Consider the following 20,239-nt stretch of genomic DNA (forward strand, 5'->3'; position numbering starts at 1 on the left):
CGAGCCCCGGACACGTTGTGAGCTACTTCTGCGGCTTGTCCGAAACGGTGATCGCGCCCGAGATGATCTGGGCCTTGTACCCGTCGAGGACGTCCTTGATGTCGTCGACCTTGCCGCCGGAGGTGGCGTAGCCGACGCCGTCGACCTTGAGGTCGAACCGCTTCGGCAGGCCGGTCAGGTCACCCTTGGCGACGGCCTGGATGTAGTCGAACACCGCGACGTCGACGCGCTTGAGCATGGACGTGATGATGACGTCCTTGTCGGCCGCGACGGTCTTCTGGTTGTACTGGTCGGAGTCGACGCCGATGGCCAGCGCGTTGCCCGCCTTCGCCGCGTCGAACACGCCCTTACCCGAGGCGCCCGCGGCGTGGTAGATGACGTCCGCGCCCTTGGCGATCTCGGCCGCGGCCTTCGCGTTGCCCTTCGGCGGGTCCTGGAACCCGGAGAAGTCGCCGGCCGGGGTCAGGTACTCGTCCTCGATCTTGATCTTGGACGAAACCGTCTTCGCGCCCTGCAGGAAGCCGGCCTCGAACTTCTGGATCAGCGGGGTGTTGACACCGCCGACGAAGCCGATGTGGCAGCTCTTGCTCTTGTACGCGGCGGCGACGCCGGCCAGGAACGAGCCCTGCTCCTCGGCGAACACCAGCGGCGTCACGTTCGGCAGCGTGATCGAGTCGTCGTCGACGATCGCGAACTTGGTGTTCGGGTACTTGGCGGCGACGGCCTTGACCGAGTCGGCGTAGGCGAACCCGACCGCGACGATCGGGTTCAGGCCCGAGGAGGCCATCTGGTCGAGGCGCTGCTGCTTGGCCGACTCGGCTTCGCTGGCGCTGGCGGTGCTCTCGTTGACCGTCGTGACGCCGAGCTCGCTCTTCGCCTTGTCGGTACCCGCGGCGGCGGCGTCGTTGAACGACGCGTCACCCCGGCCGCCGACGTCGAAGGCCAGGCCGATCTTCAGCTTGCTGCCGTCGACCTTCGCCCCGGCGGCGGTCGAGCTGCTCGCGGCGGCGGGCGCGGCCGGCGGCTTCTGCGCGGTGACGCAGTCGGAACCGCCCGACGAAGGCGCGGCGCTGTTGTTGCTGCTACCACCGCTCGAGTCCTTGGCGCACCCGGCCAGGGCGAGTACCCCGGCCATGGCCGCGGCGGCCAGCGCGGTTCCACGCATGCGACGCAACGTGTGTCTCCCTCCCCGCTGATCCAGCGGATGGTCAAGGGCACGGCCCGGCCCTACTGCCGGGTCGACCGCCAGACCGTACCCGGCGGACAGGAATGCGCCATAGGAAAGGCACGCTACGTAACACAAACGTTTACTCACGAGCCGCGCCCGCGACGAACCGGATACCGCCCGTGATCATCCGAACGGCCCAGCCGCGGTGTGACCGAAGGCCACCACCAGGGCGTTCAAGGCCCTGACGGTGGCCTTCAGCGGCCATTCGGGGTACTCAGGGGCAGGCCGACGCGCCCGTGGGGACGAGACAGAGGCGGGCGGTGAATCCGCCGTTCGCGGCCACCGGGACGGTGAGGGTGTTCCCGGATGTCACGCGCTGTGTCGTGACCTGGAGCTTCCCGTCGGCGCCGTCGCCGTAGACCTCGGCCAGCCAATCACCCGGTGGGAGGAACCCCAGCGGCGCGTCGAGCCGCGTCGCCGGCCCCGCCGCCAGCGCCCCGACGTACCACTGCGCACCACTGCGGCGGGCGAGCACCGCGAGCTTCCCGGGGTCGCCGGCCAGCAGCTGCGTGTCGTCCCACGCCGTCGGGATGCCCTTGAGCAGCCGCTCGGCGGCCGGGTGGGCGTCGTAGCTCGCGACGCTGTCCGCGAAGTGCTGGACGCCGGATTCGAACAGCACGCTCAGCGCGAGCTCGCCGCCGTCGCTGGTCGGCCGGACGCCGGTGAACGTGACCGGCGTGAAGTCCATCGAGCCGGACAGGTTCCGCGTGAACGGCAGCGTCAGGTAGTGGTCGATCGGGAACGGCTCGCGCCCAGGCTTCGGCTTCGTGCCTTCGGCGCCCCGCACCGCTTCGACGCTCATCACGTTCGGCCAGGTCCGCTGGATGCCGCGCGGGATCGGCGCGCCGTGGAAGTTCACCATCAGGTGGTACTTCGCGGCCGCCGCGAGCACGGCGTCGTACCAGCGGGTGCGGTCCTGCCGCTCGGACTCCACGAAGTCGATCTTGAGCCCAGCCACGCCCCAGTCGGCGTACTGCTTGAAGTTCTTCTCGCGCTCGCTGTCGGTGTCGGTGATCTTCGCGTCGGCCCAGAGCCAGATGCCGATGTTCCTCGCCTTCGCGTAGGCGACCAGGTCGGGCACCCAGGCGGCGTTCCAGCTCGCGTCGACGAGGTTGTACGCCCACCCCTCCTTCGCCGCGAGGTCGACGTACTTCTCCTGCAGCGCGAGGTCGCCGGTGCCTTCCGACCACCACGACCACGCGCCCGCGCCGGGCTTGATCCACGACGTGTCGGCGATCTTCGACGGGCTCGCGAGGTCGGTGCTGAGGTCGGACTGCGTGACGGTGGCCAGGTCGCCGACGATCATCGCGCGCCACGGCGTCGACAGCGGTCCTTTCGCGACTTCCGCCGGGTCGCCGAGGGTGAGCTGGAAGCGGTGCTGCGGGGTGAGTGTCAGCCGGGAGCCCGCGTAGCTGCCGTTCAGGTCGGATTCGAGGACCGACAGCCAGGTGTCACCGACGTGGAACAGCGCCGGGTAGCCGTACTCGACCGGGTCCTGCTGCGCGACCGGCTTGTGGACGTGGATGCTCTCGTAGTCGCTGCGGCCGTTGTCGAACGGCAGCAGGAAGGAGTCGGCGGCCGGCGGGACGGCGTACTCCGACGCCTCCCGGATGACCGTCACCCACTTCGGGGTGTCGAAGACGTACCGGTAGGCGACGCCGTCGCGGGAGACCCGGAAGACGACGTCGAAGGTACCGCCGGGGCCCTTGACGTTCAGTGTGGTTTCGGCGGCGTCGTAGGTGTGCCGCAAGCGTTTGCCGGTGATGGTCGGGTACTCGTCGTGGACCGGGCGCTGGCTGAACCCGGTGACCTTGAGCCCGCGGGTCAGGTCCCCGTTCTCCGTCTCGACGCCGAGCGCGGACGGCTCCAGCACCGTCGTCGCGCCGCGCGTGACCGACAACGTGAGTTTTCCCTGCTCAAGCGCGATGTGCGCCTCGGGCGTGGGCGCCAGGGACGTCCCGGGCGCGGTGAGCGTCCAGGACGTCACCGGCGCGGGCTGCCCGACGGCGGGCAACCCGACCAGCGCCACCCCGACGGCCAGCGCGGCCGCCGTTCCCACTCGCTTCCTCATGCAGGCTCCCTTCCCGTACGTGGGGTCGTGAGTGGAAAGGAGGGTTAGAACCCTCCTTTCCACTCACGAGGCGGTCAGGCGCAGGTGAGGTGGGCCGCGGCCCAGTCGCTGCGGTCGTAGGAGTTGCCGTCGCCGCCGTCGGTGATGACCAGCCGGAGGTACTGCGCGCCGGACAGGTCCGCCGCCAGCGGCAGGGCCGGGTCCTGCCACGTGCGCACGCCGGTGGCCGTCGCACGAACGCCGTCCGCGTAGACCTCGAACGTCGCCGACCCCTGCTTGTTCGTCGCCTCGCGCTCGTCGTCGACGCCGACGTCCGCGGTGAACGCCGTGCAGCGGCCGCCCAGGTAGAAGACGACTTCGCTCGGCGCGTGCGCCCCGAGGCCCTTCGGGTAGACGACGCCGTTGATGGTCAGCGGCTTCCCGTCGCCGGCCGGGATGCCGCCGTTGGACATGTCCCGCTCGACCGGGCCGTAGCCGTTCTTCTCCGCCGCCCAGCGCAGGTCGCTGGCCCACGCGGACGCCGTCGGCGGGGCCGCCGGCACGGTCAGCTGCTGTTCACCGGACCAGGTGACCGGCCCGAACCCGAGTGCGCGGTAGGTGACGCCGCCGTGCAGCACCGCCGTCGTGCCCTCGGTCCCGGCCGGCGGGGTCACCCGCCAGCGTCCGGCGGCGGTCTCGCCGGTCCCGAGCACGACCTTCCGCGGCCGCGCCACCTGCTCCACCCGCCAGCCCGCGGGCGCGGTCAGGGTGACGCGCGGGTCGAACACCGGGACGCGGGCCTCGTCGGTCGCGGACACCGTGACCTCGAACGGCTTCCCGGCGGGCGTGATCTCGCCCGGGACGCCGGGCACCGGCGAGGCGACCTCGAGGCCGGTGCTCACCAGCGGCGCGTCCCGCCACCACGAGCCGCCCGCGCGGACGCGGTAGACGACCGTCGCGTGCGGCGGGACGACCGCGGAGAGCCGGCCCGCCGTCTGGAGGTCCTGGTGCGCCCAGAGGTCGCGGGCGGCGTAGCCCACGGCCTGCGGCAGCCCGGTGGCGGCCGCGGTGGTGCCGATCGTGGCGCTCGACGTCGTCTCGTTGAACAGCGCGACCGCCACGTCGCCGTTCGACAGCGGCTTGGCGAACACCCAGTGTCCGTCCTGGTTGGACACCACCCGCGCCTGGACACCGCGGCGGTCCTGGTCGAGCGCGATGACCTCGGCGTTGCGCAGGACGTCGAAGTTCGACGGCGACACCTTGCGCAGGTCGGCGCCGATGAGCAGCGGCGCGGCCATCATCGCCCACAGCGAGAAGTGCGAGCGGTACTCCTCGGTCGTCATCCCGCCGTTGCCGACCTCGAGCATGTCGGGATCGTTCCAGTGCCCCGGCCCCGCGTACGGCGCCAGCGGCGCGTTCGCCTTGAGGATCTGCAGCATCTTGGCCCAGTTGTCCTTGATGTCGCCGGTGGTCCGCCACAGGTGGCCGACGTCGGCACCCCACGTCCACGGCTTGTTCTCGCCCCACTCGCACAGCGAGTACACGATCGGGCGACCTGTCTTCTGCAGCGCGTCGCGCATCTTCGTGTAGCGCTCGAGCGCGGGACGGCCCTGGTTGTTGCAGTTGTCGTACTTGAGGTAGTCGACGCCCCAGTCCGCGAACGTCTGCGCGTCGACGTCCTCGTGGTCGAGCGCGCCCGGCTGGGTCTTGGCGCAGGTCAGCGTGCCCGCGCTGGTGTAGATGCCGAACTTCAGGCCCTTCGCGTGGACGTAGTCGGCCAGCGCCTTGATGCCGCCCGGGAACCGGGCCTTGTTCGCCTGCATCCGCCCGTCGGCGTCCCGCTGCGGCTCCGCCCAGCAGTCGTCGACGTTGACGTACTGGTAGCCGGCGGCCTTGAGTCCTTTGTCGACGAAGATGTCGGCGGTGTCGCGGATGATCTGCTCGTCCACGGCGCAGCCCGTGGTGTTCCAGTTGTTGAAGCCCATCGGCGGCGTCAGCGCCAGCCCGTCGGGCAGCGCCTGCGCGGGCGTGACCGACACCACGGGCAGCAGGGCCGCGACGGCGATCACCAAGCCGAGTCGTCGCACCAGAACGTCACCCCATCGTGAGAGATCCGATGTTTGCCCGAGCGACGCTAAAGATTACGTCTCAGTTGGTCAATGACACACGGGAACCACCAGCCGTTCGGCCTAGCGCATGAGATATCAGATCCCACAGAGGTCCGATGACCGGTGAACGGGACGGCGGGCGTGACCGCACCGCCGAGTGCGCTGCACCACACCGCCGGGTGGCGGCGCGGGAGTACCGGTGTCTGGTCCATCACAGAGGGGAACCCGGAGGTGAGCCGCCTTCCGGGTGCGGGTCTAGCATCCGATTCATCCAGGCTCGATGACGTTGATCTCGGCACAGCCGCCGTTCCCGCGGCGACAGCGGACCTCACGGCCACCGGGCGCACAGTCAGACGTTGGAGGCCGTTCACCGATGTCCACCACGGCGAGCCATGCCCCCGAGGCAGGGGCGAGCGATCGGGCGGGTGCCTCACGCCGGCAGGGCACTTTCTACCGGGGTGACCCCGGCATGTGGTCCTGGGTCCTGCACCGCATCACCGGCGTGCTCACCTTCTTCTTCCTGTTCGTGCACGTGCTCGACACCGCGCTGGTGCGCGTGTCGCCGAACACCTACGACCAGGTCATCGAGACGTACAAGACGCCGATCGTCAACCTCCTGGAGGTCGGCCTGGTCGGCGCGGTGCTGTTCCACGCGCTCAACGGCATCCGCGTCATGCTGGTCGACTTCTGGTCGAAGGGCCCGAAGCTGCAGAAGGCGATGCTGTGGGTCATCGGCGTCGTCTGGGTCGTCGTGATGGTCCCCGGTGCGTTCTTCATGCTGAAGCGCACCGTCGAAACGCTCTTCGGGGGTAACTGACATGGCCGACCTCGCGCTCGCCAACCCGCGCACCCCGAAGCGCCCCGCCGCCCGCCGCAGCAACTTCGAGCTCTACAGCTGGCTGTTCATGCGGATCTCCGGCCTGGCGCTGGTCATCCTGGTGCTCGGCCACCTGCTGATCATGAACATCCTCGACGGCGGTGTGCACCGGATCAACTGGGGCTTCGTCGCCGGCCGCTGGGCCTCGCCGTTCTGGCAGTTCTGGGACCTCGCCATGCTCTGGCTGGCCGAGATCCACGGCGGCAACGGGCTGCGCACGATCATCGACGACTACGCCCGCAAGGACAGCACGCGGTTCTGGCTGAAGATCCTGCTCTACGTCTCGATGGTGCTGATCCTGGCCGTCGGCACGATGGTGATCTTCACGTTCGACCCGAACATGCCCGCGAACTGACAGCCACGGAGACTTTTCAATGCAGTTCCACAAGTACGACGTGGTGATCGTCGGCGCCGGCGGCGCCGGCATGCGCGCGGCCATCGAGTCCGGCCAGCGCGCCCGCACCGCGGTCCTCACCAAGCTCTACCCGACCCGGTCCCACACCGGCGCGGCCCAGGGCGGCATGTGCGCCGCGCTGGCGAACGTCGAAGAGGACAACTGGGAGTGGCACACCTTCGACACGGTCAAGGGCGGCGACTACCTCGTCGACCAGGACGCCGCGGAGATCATGGCCAAGGAGGCCATCGACGCGGTGCTCGACCTGGAGAAGATGGGCCTGCCGTTCAACCGCACGCCCGAGGGCAAGATCGACCAGCGCCGCTTCGGCGGGCACACGCGTGACCACGGCAAGGCCGCCGTCCGCCGCGCCTGCTACGCCGCGGACCGCACCGGTCACATGATCCTGCAGACGCTGTACCAGAACTGCGTCAAGTACGGCACGGAGTTCTTCAACGAGTTCTACGTGCTCGACCTGATCCTGTCGGAGGACGACAACGGGAACCCGGTCGCCTCGGGTGTCGTCGCCTACGAGCTGGCCACCGGCGAGCTGCACGTGTTCCAGGCGAAGTCGATCGTGTTCGCCACCGGCGGCGCGGGCAAGATCTTCAAGACGACGTCGAACGCGCACACCCTCACCGGCGACGGCCTCGGCATCATCTTCCGCAAGGGCCTCCCACTGGAGGACATGGAGTTCTTCCAGTTCCACCCGACCGGTCTGGCCGGGCTCGGCATCCTGATCTCGGAAGCCGTCCGCGGCGAGGGCGGGATCCTGCGCAACGCCTCCGGCGAGCGGTTCATGGAGCGCTACGCCCCCACCATCAAGGACCTCGCGCCCCGCGACATCGTGGCGCGTTCGATGGTGCAGGAAGTGCTGCAGGGCCGCGGGTGCGGCCCGAACAAGGACTACGTCGTCCTCGACGTCACGCACCTGCCGGTCGAGGTCCTCGAGACGAAGCTGCCGGACATCACCGAGTTCTCCCGGACTTACCTGGGCGTCGACCCGGTGAAGGAGCCGGTGCCGGTGTTCCCGACGTGCCACTACGTGATGGGCGGAATCCCGACCAACGTGCACGGCGAAGCGTTGCGGGACAACGAGAACGTCATCCCGGGCCTCTACGCGGCGGGCGAAGTCGCGTGCGTGTCCGTGCACGGTTCGAACCGCCTGGGCACGAACTCGCTGCTGGACATCAACGTGTTCGGCCGCCGCGCCGGCATCGCCGCGGCGGAGTACGCGCTGGCCCACGAGCACGTCGAACTCCCGGAAAACCCGACCAAGCTGGTGGAGGAGCAGCTGTCGGGCCTGCTGTCGGAGCACGGCGACGAGCGCGTCGCCGACATCCGCAAGGAAATGCAGCAGACGATGGACTCGCACGCATCGGTGTACCGGACCGAGGACACGCTGAAGCAGGCGCTGACCGACGTCCAGGCGCTGAAGGAGCGCTACCAGCGGATCACCGTGTCGGACAAGGGCAAGCGGTACAACACCGACCTGCTGGAAGCCGTCGAACTGGGCTTCCTGCTGGAGCTGGCCGAGGTACTGGTGGTCGGCGCACTGGCCCGCAAGGAGTCCCGCGGCGGCCACGCCCGCGAGGACTACCCGACCCGCGACGACACGAACTTCATGCGCCACACCATGGCCTACAAGCAGGGCACCGGGCTGTCGTCGGACATCCGGCTGGACTACAAGCCCGTGACCTTCACCCGCTACGAACCGATGGAGCGGAAGTACTGATGACTAGCGTTGCTGAAGCTCCTTCGTCGTCCGCGTCCGACGAGCACGCGCCGATCACGGTCACGCTGAAGATCCTCCGGTTCAACCCGGAGGTGGATTCGGAGCCGCACTGGGAGTCCTACGACGTCCCGGCCCAGCGCACCGACCGGCTGCTGAACCTGCTGTTCTACGTGAAGGACTACATCGACGGAACGTTCTCGTTCCGCCGCTCGTGCGCCCACGGCGTGTGCGGGTCCGACGCGATGCAGATCAACGGAATCAACCGGCTCGCCTGCAAGGTCCTGATGAAGGACCTGCTGTCGAAGGACGGCAAGCAGACGACGATCACGATCGCCCCGATCAAGGGCCTGACGACGTTGAAGGACCTCTACGTCGACATGGACCCGTTCTTCGAGGCGTACCGGGCGATCAAGCCGTACCTGATCACGTACGGGAACGAGCCGACGCGCGAGCGGATCCAGTCCCAGGCGGACCGGGATCGGTTCGACGACACGACGAAGTGCATCCTGTGCGCGTGCTGCACGTCTTCGTGCCCGGTGTATTGGAACGACGGGTCTTATTTCGGGCCCGCGGCGATCGTGAACGCGCACCGGTTCATCTTCGACTCCCGGGATGAGGGGGCCGAGGAGCGCCTGGACATCCTGAACGATGGCGAGGGTGTTTGGCGCTGCCGGACGACGTTCAACTGCACGGACGCTTGCCCGCGTGGGATCCAGGTGACCAAGGCGATCCAGGAAGTCAAGCGCGCGCTGTTGTTCAAGCGCGTTTGAGGTTTTAGGTCAGGGCCCTCCGGTGGATGCTGCCGGAGGGCCCTTTCTTTTGTCCTGCGGCCTTTGTGGCCGGCGGTCGGGAGCGAGAGTGGAGCACTCACCAGACCTCCCCACTGCGGCAGGGGATTCTGCCGTGGCAAAAGACAAAAGCATGTCCTCGCCGGACGGGCAGGCTCTGGGATGACCACTCTTACCGCTGCCATCTCCCGTTATCGATGTGGGCCGCTGGGTGGTCATCCCGTCGCCTGATTGAGGCCTATCACTTTGAGCCGGGCCCGCAATCGTGCGCTGTCACCCGCGGGTCGCGCTCTGTGTTGCGGGCCCGGCTCAAAGTGATTTGACGGCCTCAGGCGACGGGATGACCACCCAGCTCCTCTATTGGGGGTGCGTCAGCGGACCGCGTCCAGTGCGTTGACCAATCCGTGGCCGTAGTACGAATTGTTCTTCGCCGGGCCCGTGCACTCCGTCTCCGTCGTCGCGCACTTCACCGCGTCCGCTTCGCCCTCCAGTAGGCGTGTCAGCAACCACGGGGGTGCTCCGCGGAACTTCGATGCCAACAGCGCCGCCACTCCGGCCACATGCGGAGATGCCATCGATGTCCCGCACTTCGAGCCATACGACCCGCCCACCACCGATGACAGCGGGCATGCGGGGCCTTCGCCCTGCGGGGGCGTCTGGCCGAAGTCGCCTCCCGGGGCCGTTACGTCGATCTCGCCGTAGTTGCTGAATGACGACTTCGTGCCGGCGTAGCCCACCGATGACACGTTCACCACTCCGTCTACTGCCTTCGGGAGGATGCCGCACGATGGGTCCAGCGGGTGCGGGCGGTTGGGGTCCGTTGTCTGCGCTGTTGTGTCGAAGCCCGAGTTGCCCGCCGCTGCCACGTTCAGGACTCCGTGGTGCGTTGAGTACTCCACCGCGCGGCGGACCGCTTCGAACGCTGCCGCGTCGCCCGGCTGCTTCGGGCAATAGAACATTCCCGGGTCGATGTAGTAGCTGTTGTTCGTCACCTCGAAGCCGTGCTCGGCCGCCCAGACGAAGCCGCAGACCGCTGCCTCCGGGAAGATGTAGCCCTCGTCGTTCACCACCTTCACCGATGCCAGGCGCACGCCCGGGGCGATGCCCGTGAAGCCCGCCGCCGGGTCCTTGCCCGCGATGGTGCCCGCCACGTGTGTTCCGTGGTCCGATGTCGTCGGGGCCCAGGCCGCCGGGGACCGGTCCGGTGCGCCCGTCACGCAGCCTGCCGACTCCGCAGGCGAGACCGCCGCGCGAAGGGCCGGGTGCGTTGCCTCGATTCCCGAGTCCAGGACGCCGACCGTCACCGCGCGGCTGCCCTGGTAGACCTTGTTCGCCTCCGGTGCGTGGATCGCCTTCATGTCCCACTGCTGGGCCGACAGGTCACCCGCGGCCGCCGTCGAACGCGTGTCCTCCAGCGTCTTCACCGCGCCCAGGGAACGAGCGGCGGCACCAGCAGAAGCCACGTCCTTGCCGCCCGAGTACGCCCGGTAGACGCCGATCTTCTGCTGGAAGTCCGCGTTGCGCGAGCTGGCGATCGCGACGCCGATCCCGTCGTAGTACGCGATCTTCGTGCCGCACTTGGCCGCCAGTTCCTTGTCGACGGCCGATGCGCGGGTGCCCGGCTGGTACGTCACGACGTACGTGTACGGCGTGCTCGTCGTGTCGCAGGCGGCGGCCGGTGCTGCTTCGGCCGCCGGTGCCGCCACGAACAGGCCGCCGCCCACGGCCAGTGCCAGTGGGGCCGCCATTCGGCGTATACGGGACATTCCACCTCCAGGGTCAGTGGCGCCAACCTAAACCGGGCCTCCAGGCCGCGCCACCGACCAAAGTCAGGAGGAAACCCGCGCTGTTGCCCGCACCCCTCGCCAGCCCAGCACGCCGATGGCCGTGCCGAGCAGGAACGACACCACGGTCAGCACCGCGTGCACCACGAAGTACGCCGTCGGGGAGCCGTCGGGGGTCCAGGACCGGTCGCTGTCCCACAGGTTCTTGGCGAACGTGATCCAGATGATCCACGACCACACGCCGAAGGCCAGCAGGAACAGCGAGGTGCCTCGCGAAATGCGCATGCCCCTGAGTATGCGACCCGGGCCGCGGCGCTAGATTGCGTGGGTGCACTCCGTTGTCTCCCGGTCGCTCCAGGTCTTCACGACGACGCTCGCCGCCGCCCTCCTGGCCATGAGCACCCCGGCCCTCGCGGCCGCGGCGCCGCCGGCGGGCCAGTGCGCGAACCACCAGGCCCCGCCGCCGCCGGTCGACACGTCGGAGAAGCCGGCGCCGGGCAAGCAGGCACCGCCGCCGCTGGCCGTGCCCGCCGTCCCGGTCGGCGGCCCGCGGATGGCCGAATGCGGCCTGATCACCCCGGACGGCGCCCTCAACCCGCCGGACGGCAACACCGCGGCGTCCTGGGTGGTGCAGGACCTCGACAGCGGCGCGATCGTCGCGGCCAAGGACCCGCACGCCCGGCAGCGGCCCGCGTCGCTGATCAAGACGCTGCTCGCGCTGCTGGTCGTCACCCAGCTGCAGCCGCAGCAGACGATCGTCGCGACGAAGGAGGACGCCGAGCAGGAGTGCACCTGCGTCGGCCTCGTCGCCGGCGGCCAGTACACCGTCGACCAGCTGCTGCACGGCCTGCTGATGCACTCGGGCAACGACGTCGCCCACGCGTTCGCCACGGCGCTCGGCGGGGTGGACGCCACGGTGGCGAAGATGAACGCGCTGGCCGCGAAGATCGGCGCGCTCGACACGCGGGCCGCGACGCCGTCGGGCCTGGACGGGCCGGGCATGTCGACCTCGGCCTACGACCTCAGCCTGATCTTCCACTACGCGATGAAGCAGCCGGAGTTCGCGAGCGTCGTCGCGACGAAGAACTTCGAGATCCCGGCGGCCGGCGGCAAGCCCGCCGTCCCGATCTTCAACGACAACAAGCTCCTCGGCGTGTACCCCGGCTTCCTCGGCGGCAAGACCGGCTTCACCGACGACGCCCGCCACACCTACGTCGGCGCGGCGCAGCGGCAGGGGAAGCGGCTCGCGGTCGTCATGCTGCGCGCCGAGCAGAAGCCGACCAAGGTGGTCGACCAGGCGGCGAAGCTGCTCGACTACGGCTTCGCGCTGGAGGAGGACCGCGCGGTACCGGTCGGCCAGATCACCTACCAGGCCCCGGCGGCGACGTCGGAGAACGGCGACCCGTCCGTGCTGGCGGACGGTGGCACGGGCAACGGCGGGACGTCCGCGACGGCCTCGTCCGCGAAGGAAGACCCGTTCGGCGTCACCGGCTGGATCATCACGCTGGTGGTGTTCCTGGTCATCGTCGGCGGGTTCGTGGTCGGGCACCAGCGCAAGCGCGCCACGCGCTAGCGGAAGCCGGGTCCCGGTTCCGGCGTCACCCGGCCGGTGGTGATCTCGCCACCGCAGTGCCGGCAGGCCACGACGACGTCGGCGAGCTCGCCGCAGTCGTGGTGCCGCAGCCGGATCGGCGGCCCCTCGGGCCCGGCGAGGTGCCGGTCGCCCCACTGCATGAGCGTGACGACGGCGCCGAAGAGGTCGCGCCCGGCCGGGGTCAGCACGTATTCGGGCACGGGATCGACGCGTTCGAGCACACCGGCGTCGACGAGGGTCTTGAGCCGGGCGGACAACGTCGGGCGCGGGATCGACAGGTTGCGCGCGAACTCGCCGTAGCGGCGGACGCCGAAGAACGACTCCCGCAGGATGAGCAGGCTCCACCGCTCGCCGACCAGGTCGAGCGCGCGGCCGACCGAATCCGCGGTGAACCGGTGCGCCAGGTCGGTCACAGCTGCTCCGTGCGCGCGGGCACGCCCAGCAGCAGCTTGCCGGACAGCTCGTAGCTGGCCGGGTTCACCTGGAAGTGGGCGGTCGCGGTGTGCGCGTCGCGGAACCGGCGCTGCAGCGGCGAAGTCTCGTAGATCGCCGCGCCGCCGCCCAGGTCGTACATGCTTTCGGCGACCTTCGCGGCCGTGCGCGTGACGTGCGTGGCGGCCAGCCGGAGGCCGAGCTTGAGCGCGTCCGGCACCGGATCGGTGCCCTGCGCGGCCTGCCAGGCGTCGTCGATGCTCGTGTAGAAGAGCAGCCGCGCCGCGCGCAGGGCGGCTTCGGCCGCCGCGACGGCGGCCTGGGTCTGGCTTCGTTCGGCGAGCGACCGGCTGGAGCCGAGCGGCTTGCGCGTCGAGGCGAGTTCGACGAGGTCGTCGAGCGCGCCGCGGGCGTTGCCCAGCGCGGCCGCCGCAACCGACAGCGCGAAGAAGCCGAAGAGCGGAAACCGGTGCAGGGCAACGGCTTCCGGCGGCGGCCCGCCCATTACCGAGAAGACGCGGTGTTCGGGGACGAACAGCTCGTCGGCGACGCAGTCGTGGCTGCCGGTGCCGCGCAGGCCGTTGGTGTGCCAGGTGTCGAGCACCTCGATCTCGGCCTTCGGCAGCGCGGCGACGTACAGGGCGCCTTCGTGCACGAACCCGGCGAAGAGCCAGTCCGCGTGCGGGATGCCGCTGCAGAAGGCCCAGCGGCCGGTCACGACGTACCCGCCGTCGACCCGGCGGCCGGTGCCGCGCGGCGCCCAGACGCCGGCGGCGACCGTGCGCGGGTCGCCGAACACCTCGTCGGCGCACTTCCGCGGGGCGTACGCGGACAGCAGGCTGCTCGTCACGGCGATCGAGACGCACCAGCCGGCCGAGGCGTCCCCGCGCGCGATCGTCTCGGCGGTCTCGAGGCTGACGGCGGGCGGCGCTTCGGGGCCGCCGAGGTAGCCGGGGACGCCGGTGCGGAACAGCTGCGCGTCGGTGAGCTTCGTGACGAGCTCCGCGGGCAACGCGCGGTCCCGCTCGGTGACCGGGGCGAGGGTCCTGGCGAGGTCGGCACACTCGCGGGCGGCGTCCAGCAGCACGAAACCCCTCCGGTTCAGATTTCTTACCGGTTCAGTTTCTTTACCGCGGCCGCGGCTGTCAAGACCGGCGGCGGCCACCCAGCCACGCCAGCAGCGCACCCGCGCTGAAGGCACCGGCGACGGCGCCGAAGCCGGGTCCACGCTGCACGGTGACGCTCTGCTCGAGCCGTACCGGCGGCGGAGGCGCGACGACCGTGCGCTGGTTCTCCTTCGCCGTCGCGGTCCACGCCGTGACGAGCAGGAGGAAGCGCGACACGAGGTTGGCGAACACCAGCAGGCCGATGACCGGCCCGAAGAGGGCGAACGCGGGCGAGTTCGTCACGCTGGCGAGGTAGAAGGTGGCCGCCTGCTGCAGGATGACGAACCCGACGGAGGCGAACACGGCGCCCTTCACGGCACTGCGCAGCGCCACGCGCTCCCGGGGCAGGCGGGCGATCACCCAGAGGAAGACGAGGGTGTTGGCGAGCAGGCCGAGCACGATCGTCGCCACCCGGAGCAGGAAGTTCGCCCAGGCGGCCTGGTCGAGGTCGACCAGCTTGAGCAGGAAGCGCCCGACCCCGCCGCCGACCGCGGTCAGCGCGAACGACACGACGAGTGCGATCCCGAGCCCGACCAGCGCGACGAGGTCCTTGGCCGTCTGCTTGACGAACGGCTGCGACTGCTTCTCCTGCCCCCACTGCGCGGTGAGCGCGTCGCGGAGGTTGGCCATCCAGCCGATGCCGGAGTAGAGGGCGATGAGCAGACCGAAGATCCCGACCCCGCTGCCGGACTTGAGCGCGGCGTCGACGATGCCGGTCACCAGGGGCTGCAGGCCGGTCGGCACCGACTGCTTGATGCTGTCGGAGATCTGCCGGATGATCCCCGGGTCGTTGCCGACGGCCAGCCCGACGACGGCGAAGGCGACCATCAGGATCGGGATGACCGACAGCACGCTGAAGTAGGTGATGGCGGCGGCGTAGTGGTTGCCGTACCGCTCGGTGAAGGCGTCGTTGGCCCGGATCAGGTGGTCGAGCCACGGGTACTTCCGCTTCAACCGCGGAAGCAGCTTTTCCTTCTCTTCTTTCGCCACCGTGAAACGCTAACCACGGGGTGTGCCCCCCGCAACGCGAGCGGCCGGCGCGGGGGAAGGTTCACGTGATGGAGGCGAGCAGCGCGGGGTAGGCGTCCACCGCGGTCAGCACCGGCGTCCCGCGGCTCGCACTGAACGCGGCGACCGCCTCGCAAGCCCCGTCCCACTCCCGCTCGGTCAACGGCGAGGCCGACTCGATCTCCGACGGACCGCGGGCCGCGAAGCGGCGACGGACCACCTCGCGTCCCGGCAGCAACACCACCTCGTGGAACGTCGCCCCGCACTCGGCCGCCAGCGCTTCGAGGCGTTCCGGGAACCCTGGCCGGGCCACCAGTTGCGGCACCACCACGTCGTGGCCCGCGCCGAGGTGCGTCCGGGCAGCCGCCAGGGCGATTTCCGGGGCCAGCAGGCCGGCTTCGCCCGGAGAAGTGCGCCAGCCACCGAGCATCGCGCGGATCCGGTCCACGTCCAACGCCAGCGCAGGGGGATGGTCGTCGGCGTAGCGCCGGGCGAGCGTCGACTTGCCGCTGCCCGGCGGGCCGTTGACCAGGATCAGCTTCACCGCACCGGCGGCAGGAACCCGATCCGCTGGTAGGTCCGGGCCAGCGTCTTCGACGCCACTTCGCGCGCGCGTTCGGCACCCGCGGCGAGGACCTTGTCCAGCTCCGCCGTATCGTCCAAATAGGACTTGGCGCGTTCCTGGATCGGCGTCACCCACTCGACGAACACCTCGCCGAGGTCCTTCTTCAGGTCGCCGTAGCCCTTGCCCTCGTACGCCGCTTCGAGGTCCGCGATCGTGCGGTCGGTCAGCGCCGAGTAGATGGTCAGCAGGTTCGACACGCCGGCCTTGTTCTCGGTGTCGAACTTGACCTCGCGGCCGGTGTCGGTGACCGCCGAGCGGATCTTCTTCGCCGAGCGCTTCGGGTCCTCGAGCAGCTCGATGATGCCGTTGACGTTCGACGCCGACTTGCTCATCTTGGCCGTCGGTTCCTGCAGGTCGTAGATCTTCGCCGTGTCCTTGATGATGTACGGCTCGGGCACCACGAACGTCTTGCCCAGCCGGTTGTTGAAGCGCTGCGCGAGGTCGCGCGTCAGCTCGAGGTGCTGGCGCTGGTCCTCGCCGACCGGGACGGCGTCGGCCTGGTAGAGCAGGATGTCCGCGGCCTGCAGGACCGGGTAGGTGAACAGGCCGACGCTGGAGCGGTCGGACCCCTGCTTCGCGGACTTGTCCTTGAACTGCGTCATCCGGCCGGCCTCGCCGAAGCCGGTCTGGCATTCGAGGACCCAGCTCAGCTGGGCGTGCTCCGGGACGTGGCTCTGCACGAACAGGGCGCTGCGCTGCGGGTCGATGCCGATGGCGAGCAGCTGCGCCGCGGACACGCGGGTGCGCTGGCGCAGCACCTTCGGGTCCTGCTCGACGGTGATCGCGTGCAGGTCGACCACGCTGTAGAACGTCTCGTGCGTGTCCTGCAGCTTCACCCACTGGCGCAGGGCGCCGAGGTAGTTGCCGAGGTGGAACGAGTCGGCGGTCGGCTGGATCCCGGACAGGACCCGCGGACGGCGCTCTGCTGCGACGGTCTGCTCTTCGGCCACGCCGGGATTCTTCCAGGCCGGGCCGGCCGGCGGGCGGCGAGGGCCCTCAGGCGTGCGGACGCTGCGCCAGGAACGGGCGCGTCGGCGTGACGTCGGGGTCGGCGAGGACGGCTTCGGCCATCGCGGTGACCGGGCCCGGGAGGTCCGGCAGGACGGGCGCGATCGGCCCGGCTTCGGGCAGCACCGCGGCGGCCCGGGTCTTGCGGCGCTGCCGCAGCACACCGAGCGTCATGCCGACGATGCCGAGCGCGACGGCGACCAGCCCGACCGGGCCGAGCACCCCGAAGGTCTCGGCGTTGGTGTCGGCCTGCGCGATCGTCGTGACCGCGGCGAACGCGCTGCCGCCGCCGGCCAGGAGCAGGCCGGCCGGGACGAGCGCGACGACCGCGGCCGCGCGGAAACCGCGCAGCGTGGACCGCAACAGGGTTCGACCTGGGTTGCGCACCGGAGTGCCTCCCGCGAGTGACGAGCGAAACGCTCACCCATCCGAGTGAGACGCTGCATGCTACTGGTCAGAAAACTACCGAGCGTGTCAAGACCTGCCGGTACTGATCAACTCGGAAGCGAGGGTAGCGCTCATCCGGTAATACGCTCCGGGCGCCCCCACGGTTCACTCCGATCACCTGACCGGGTGGCGCTGCTACTACCCGCAGTAGAGCGTGACCGGAGAGTGTCCGATTGGGTGTCACCCGTCTTTCGCAGCGATCGCTCACGCTGCGACATTCGCCGCAACCCGGGCTACTCCGATCGCGTCCTCCTGTTCGGAAAACTTTTCACCGGATAGTGATTGGTCTATACCTCTTGGAGTAACCCTTCGGCCCGGCCGGACCGCGCACGGCCGGCGTGCACCAGAGGAGTTCCCGATGTCGATCCCCCGTTTCCTGAAGCGCGCCGGCGTGGCGATGAGCGCGCTCGCCGCAGCTATCGCGCTGGTCGCGCCGACCGCGTCGGCCGCGTCCTTCGTGGTCGGCGAAGCCCAGTTCGAGCAGATGTTCCCGGGCCGCAACGCCTTCTACACCTACGGCGGCCTCACCGCGGCCCTCTCGGCGTACCCGGGCTTCGCCACCACCGGCGACGACACGGTGCAGAAGCAGGAAGCCGCCGCGTTCCTGGCCAACGTCAGCCACGAAACCGGCGGCCTGGTGTACGTCGTCGAGCAGAACACGGCGAACTACCCGCACTACTGCGACACGAGCCAGCCCTACGGCTGCCCGGCGGGCACGGCCGCCTACTACGGCCGCGGCCCGATCCAGCTGAGCTGGAACTTCAACTACAAGGCGGCGGGCGACGCGCTCGGCATCGACCTGCTGGGCAACCCGTACCTGGTCGAGCAGGACACGGCGGTCGCGTGGAAGACCGGGCTCTGGTACTGGAACACCCAGAGCGGCCCGGGCACGATGACGCCGCACGACGCGATGGTGAACGGCCGCGGGTTCGGCGAGACGATCCGCAGCATCAACGGTTCCCTGGAGTGCAACGGCGGCAACCCGGCCCAGGTCCAGAGCCGGATCGACCTGTACACGCGCTTCGCGGGGATCCTCGGGGTCCCGACGGGCGGCAGCCTGTCCTGCTGAGCGCGGCCCTACCGGGGGAAGTCGATGTCGTAGGTGGCGGTGACGGGAGCGTGGTCGGACCACCGCTGGTCGTAGGCCGCGGCCCGTTCGACCACGACGTCGACGACCTTCTCGGCGAGGCCGGGCGTCGCGAGCTGGCAGTCGATGCGCCAGCCGGAGTCGTTGTCGAAGGCTTGGCCGCGGTAGGACCACCAGGTGTAGGGCCCGGGGCCGTCGGGGTCGAGGCGGCGCTGGACGTCGGTGAAGCCGGCCTCGGCGTAGACGCGGCCGAGCCAGGCGCGTTCCTCGGGGAGGAAGCCGGAGTTCTTCCGGTTGCCGCGCCAGTTCTTCAGGTCGACGGTGTCGTAGGCGATGTTCCAGTCCCCGACGACAAGCGCCTCCCGCCCGCCCGCGGCGGCTTTCGCCCGCAGTTCGCCGAGGTAGGGCAGGAAGGCGGCCATGAAGCGTTCTTTTTCGTCCTGCCGATCGGTACCGACGTCCCCGCTGGGCAGGTAGAGACTGGCGACGACGACGTTCGGCAGGTGGACTTCGAGGTACCGTCCGGAGTCTTCGAACTCGGGTTTCCCGAAGCCGACCCGGACTTCCTCGGGCTCGACGCGGCTGTAGACGGCAACACCGTTGCGCCCCTTGAGAGAGGAGGGGGCGTGCACGGCGAACCACCCATCGGGTTCGACGACGGAGGCGGGAAGCTGACTGGCTTCGGCGCGCACCTCTTGGCAGGCAACAACATCGGCTTCGGTGGCGGCGAGCCACTCGACAAAGCCCTTTTTGGCGGCGGCGCGGAGCCCGTTGACGTTCACGGTGGACACGGTCAGCACGCAGTCCACGCTACCGGCCGGGGTGGTGGCGCCCGGCCATCGGGGCTGGTGCCGCGGTTGCGCAGTCCGAGGCAGGCGCGGTTTCTGCCAGACTTCGGCGCATGGGTGACGAGGTGAGCCGGCTGACCGTGCTCGGCAGTTGCGGCGCCTGGCCGGAGCCCGGCCGGGCGTGCGCCGGTTTCCTGTTGGCGCACAAGGGCTTCCGCGTCGTGCTCGACCTCGGTTACGGGGCGGCCTCGCGGTTGTTCACGCACTGCCGGGACCGGCTGCCGGACGCGGTGGTCGTGACGCACGAGCACCCCGACCACTGCGCCGACGTCAGCGCACTCGGACGCGCCTGGCACTACACGGTCCAGGTCGCCACCCCCTCGTCGAGGCTGCCGCTGCACTGCACACCCGGCACCACCCGGCGGCTCGAGGCGATGGAGCCGCGCCCGCACCCGGCGACCCTGTTCGACGTGCGCGACCTCGCCGAGCCGGCCGAGATCGGGCCGTTCCGCATGACGCCGTACGCGTTGCCGCACCACCAGCCGAACTTCGGCGTGCGCCTGACCGCGCCCGGGCTGACGGTCGCCTACACGGGCGACACGGGACCGTCCCCGCGGCTGGCCGAGCTGGGCCGCGACGCGGACCTGTTCATCTGCGACGCAACCCTCCGAACGCCACCTCCGCGGGGCGAGCCCCGCTACCTGATGACGGCCGCCGAGGCAGGCCACTGGGCGGCTGAGGCCGGAGCACGGAGACTCCTCCTCACCCACTTCTGGCCGGGCACGGACCGAACGGCCGCGGCCGACGAGGCCCGCGCCGAGTTCGGCGGCGAGGTGCTGGTCGCGGAAGAGGATCTCGTCCTGGAGCTCTGAGCTCGGCCGCGGGCTCCCCCAGCCCGGCCGCTCAGGCGACCTCGCTCCGGCAGCTCCCCGCCTCACCAATCCGGTCGGCCAGGCATCCCGGCCCCGGCAGTCCCCAGGCACCCAAGCGCCCAGGACCAAGCCGCCAGGGTCCCCCAGCCCGGCGGCTCAGGCTCCCCAGCCCGAACACCACCCAGCCAACCCCGCAGCCACCGCCGGATCTCCGCCCCGCGCTCCGACCCCCGTCCAAGCGCGATCCC

General features: G+C 69.9%; 19 protein-coding genes. 7 read left to right on the plus strand and 12 right to left on the minus strand.

Translation table 11 applies throughout. From position 1 onward, the window contains the following. Positions 1-22: 22 nt before the first annotated feature. From OO60_RS13030 to OO60_RS13040, 3 genes are all read right to left on the minus strand, one after another. Complete coding sequence (locus OO60_RS13030) at positions 23-1,165, minus strand: BMP family lipoprotein (protein ID WP_003064174.1); 1,143 nt, start codon at positions 1,163-1,165, stop codon at positions 23-25. Positions 1,166-1,442: 277 nt separating this feature from the next. Next, the gene (locus OO60_RS13035; protein ID WP_033261418.1) at positions 1,443-3,299 is read right to left on the minus strand and encodes a glycoside hydrolase family 97 protein; all 1,857 of its coding nucleotides are present in this window, start codon (positions 3,297-3,299) and stop codon (positions 1,443-1,445) included. Between the two features lie 74 nt (positions 3,300-3,373). Next, on the minus strand, positions 3,374-5,365 hold the full coding sequence (locus tag OO60_RS13040) for an NPCBM/NEW2 domain-containing protein (protein WP_081655742.1): 1,992 nt from the start codon (positions 5,363-5,365) through the stop codon (positions 3,374-3,376). Positions 5,366-5,759: 394 nt separating this feature from the next. On the opposite strand from OO60_RS13040, the gene sdhC reads away from it, so the two are divergent. From sdhC to OO60_RS13060, 4 genes are read left to right on the plus strand one after another with little or no spacing between them, the layout of a single operon-like run. Next, positions 5,760-6,203, plus strand: a complete 444-nt coding sequence (gene sdhC, locus OO60_RS13045) for a succinate dehydrogenase, cytochrome b556 subunit (RefSeq protein WP_063749389.1) — start codon at positions 5,760-5,762, stop codon at positions 6,201-6,203. A gap of 1 nt (position 6,204) precedes the next feature. Beyond that, entirely contained in the window at positions 6,205-6,618 is a 414-nt protein-coding gene (locus OO60_RS13050) for a succinate dehydrogenase hydrophobic membrane anchor subunit (protein ID WP_003064185.1), read from the plus strand. A gap of 19 nt (positions 6,619-6,637) precedes the next feature. Beyond that, positions 6,638-8,392, plus strand: coding sequence for a succinate dehydrogenase flavoprotein subunit (gene sdhA / locus OO60_RS13055; protein ID WP_003064188.1), 1,755 nt, complete (start codon positions 6,638-6,640; stop codon positions 8,390-8,392). Continuing rightward, positions 8,392-9,162, plus strand: coding sequence for a succinate dehydrogenase iron-sulfur subunit (locus OO60_RS13060; protein ID WP_003064190.1), 771 nt, complete (start codon positions 8,392-8,394; stop codon positions 9,160-9,162). The genes sdhA and OO60_RS13060 overlap by 1 nt, the downstream gene beginning before the upstream one ends. Positions 9,163-9,551: 389 nt before the next feature. On the opposite strand, the gene OO60_RS13065 is transcribed toward OO60_RS13060, so the two are convergent. Together OO60_RS13065 and OO60_RS13070 are read right to left on the minus strand one after the other, a co-directional pair. Further along, a complete protein-coding gene (locus OO60_RS13065; RefSeq protein ID WP_033261419.1) occupies positions 9,552-10,946 on the minus strand; it encodes a S8 family peptidase in 1,395 nt (464 codons plus the stop codon). Between the two features lie 63 nt (positions 10,947-11,009). Continuing rightward, positions 11,010-11,249: an SCO4848 family membrane protein gene (locus OO60_RS13070; protein WP_003064197.1), complete on the minus strand. Its 240-nt coding sequence runs from the start codon at positions 11,247-11,249 to the stop codon at positions 11,010-11,012. A 43-nt stretch (positions 11,250-11,292) separates the two neighbouring features. On the opposite strand from OO60_RS13070, the gene OO60_RS13075 reads away from it, so the two are divergent. Continuing rightward, positions 11,293-12,537 (plus strand): D-alanyl-D-alanine carboxypeptidase family protein, encoded by a 1,245-nt coding sequence (locus tag OO60_RS13075; RefSeq protein WP_003064201.1) that lies wholly within the window; start codon positions 11,293-11,295, stop codon positions 12,535-12,537. Here the strand turns inward: OO60_RS13075 and OO60_RS13080 are convergent. The 6 genes from OO60_RS13080 to OO60_RS13105 all read right to left on the minus strand — a co-directional run bounded on the left by OO60_RS13080 (position 12,534) and on the right by OO60_RS13105 (position 17,160). Continuing rightward, positions 12,534-12,971 (minus strand): winged helix-turn-helix transcriptional regulator, encoded by a 438-nt coding sequence (locus OO60_RS13080; RefSeq protein ID WP_003064205.1) that lies wholly within the window; start codon positions 12,969-12,971, stop codon positions 12,534-12,536. The two genes, OO60_RS13075 and OO60_RS13080, sit on opposite strands and share 4 nt — an antisense overlap. After that, positions 12,968-14,077, minus strand: a complete 1,110-nt coding sequence (locus OO60_RS13085) for an acyl-CoA dehydrogenase family protein (protein WP_003064207.1) — start codon at positions 14,075-14,077, stop codon at positions 12,968-12,970. Before OO60_RS13085 ends, OO60_RS13080 begins: the two co-directional genes overlap by 4 nt. 58 nt (positions 14,078-14,135) lie before the next feature. Next, the gene (yhjD, locus tag OO60_RS13090; protein ID WP_003064211.1) at positions 14,136-15,146 is read right to left on the minus strand and encodes an inner membrane protein YhjD; all 1,011 of its coding nucleotides are present in this window, start codon (positions 15,144-15,146) and stop codon (positions 14,136-14,138) included. Positions 15,147-15,207: 61 nt separating this feature from the next. Then, positions 15,208-15,708, minus strand: coding sequence for an ATP-binding protein (locus OO60_RS13095; RefSeq protein ID WP_003064213.1), 501 nt, complete (start codon positions 15,706-15,708; stop codon positions 15,208-15,210). Then, a complete protein-coding gene (gene trpS / locus OO60_RS13100) occupies positions 15,705-16,739 on the minus strand; it encodes a tryptophan--tRNA ligase (protein ID WP_003064217.1) in 1,035 nt (344 codons plus the stop codon). The genes OO60_RS13095 and trpS overlap by 4 nt, the downstream gene beginning before the upstream one ends. A 46-nt stretch (positions 16,740-16,785) precedes the next feature. Continuing rightward, complete coding sequence (locus OO60_RS13105; protein WP_003064221.1) at positions 16,786-17,160, minus strand: hypothetical protein; 375 nt, start codon at positions 17,158-17,160, stop codon at positions 16,786-16,788. 442 nt (positions 17,161-17,602) lie between these two features. On the opposite strand from OO60_RS13105, the gene OO60_RS13110 reads away from it, so the two are divergent. Beyond that, complete coding sequence (locus tag OO60_RS13110) at positions 17,603-18,313, plus strand: chitinase (protein ID WP_003064224.1); 711 nt, start codon at positions 17,603-17,605, stop codon at positions 18,311-18,313. Positions 18,314-18,321: 8 nt separating this feature from the next. Here the strand turns inward: OO60_RS13110 and OO60_RS13115 are convergent, their stop codons facing one another. Then, complete coding sequence (locus OO60_RS13115) at positions 18,322-19,140, minus strand: exodeoxyribonuclease III (protein WP_081655744.1); 819 nt, start codon at positions 19,138-19,140, stop codon at positions 18,322-18,324. A 92-nt stretch (positions 19,141-19,232) separates the two neighbouring features. Here OO60_RS13115 and OO60_RS13120 point away from each other — a divergent pair, with 92 nt between their 5' ends. Further along, positions 19,233-19,991 (plus strand): MBL fold metallo-hydrolase, encoded by a 759-nt coding sequence (locus tag OO60_RS13120; RefSeq protein ID WP_003064231.1) that lies wholly within the window; start codon positions 19,233-19,235, stop codon positions 19,989-19,991. The last annotated feature ends 248 nt before the right edge of the window (positions 19,992-20,239 follow it).

It is taken from the genome of Amycolatopsis vancoresmycina (assembly GCF_000716785.1).
Taxonomy (GTDB): Bacteria; Actinomycetota; Actinomycetes; order Mycobacteriales; family Pseudonocardiaceae; genus Amycolatopsis; species Amycolatopsis vancoresmycina.

Bases quoted from the DNA above. Each gene is read 5' to 3' on its own strand.
- OO60_RS13030 (WP_003064174.1), bottom strand. From the start codon at position 1,165: ATGCGTGGAACCGCGCTGGCCGCCGCGGCCATGGCCGGGGTACTCGCC.
- OO60_RS13035 (WP_033261418.1), bottom strand. From the start codon at position 3,299: ATGAGGAAGCGAGTGGGAACGGCGGCCGCGCTGGCCGTCGGGGTGGCG.
- sdhC (WP_063749389.1), top strand. From the start codon at position 5,760: ATGTCCACCACGGCGAGCCATGCCCCCGAGGCAGGGGCGAGCGATCGG.
- OO60_RS13050 (WP_003064185.1), top strand. From the start codon at position 6,205: ATGGCCGACCTCGCGCTCGCCAACCCGCGCACCCCGAAGCGCCCCGCC.
- sdhA (WP_003064188.1), top strand. From the start codon at position 6,638: ATGCAGTTCCACAAGTACGACGTGGTGATCGTCGGCGCCGGCGGCGCC.
- OO60_RS13060 (WP_003064190.1), top strand. From the start codon at position 8,392: ATGACTAGCGTTGCTGAAGCTCCTTCGTCGTCCGCGTCCGACGAGCAC.
- OO60_RS13065 (WP_033261419.1), bottom strand. From the start codon at position 10,946: ATGTCCCGTATACGCCGAATGGCGGCCCCACTGGCACTGGCCGTGGGC.
- OO60_RS13070 (WP_003064197.1), bottom strand. From the start codon at position 11,249: ATGCGCATTTCGCGAGGCACCTCGCTGTTCCTGCTGGCCTTCGGCGTG.
- OO60_RS13110 (WP_003064224.1), top strand. From the start codon at position 17,603: ATGTCGATCCCCCGTTTCCTGAAGCGCGCCGGCGTGGCGATGAGCGCG.
- OO60_RS13120 (WP_003064231.1), top strand. From the start codon at position 19,233: ATGGGTGACGAGGTGAGCCGGCTGACCGTGCTCGGCAGTTGCGGCGCC.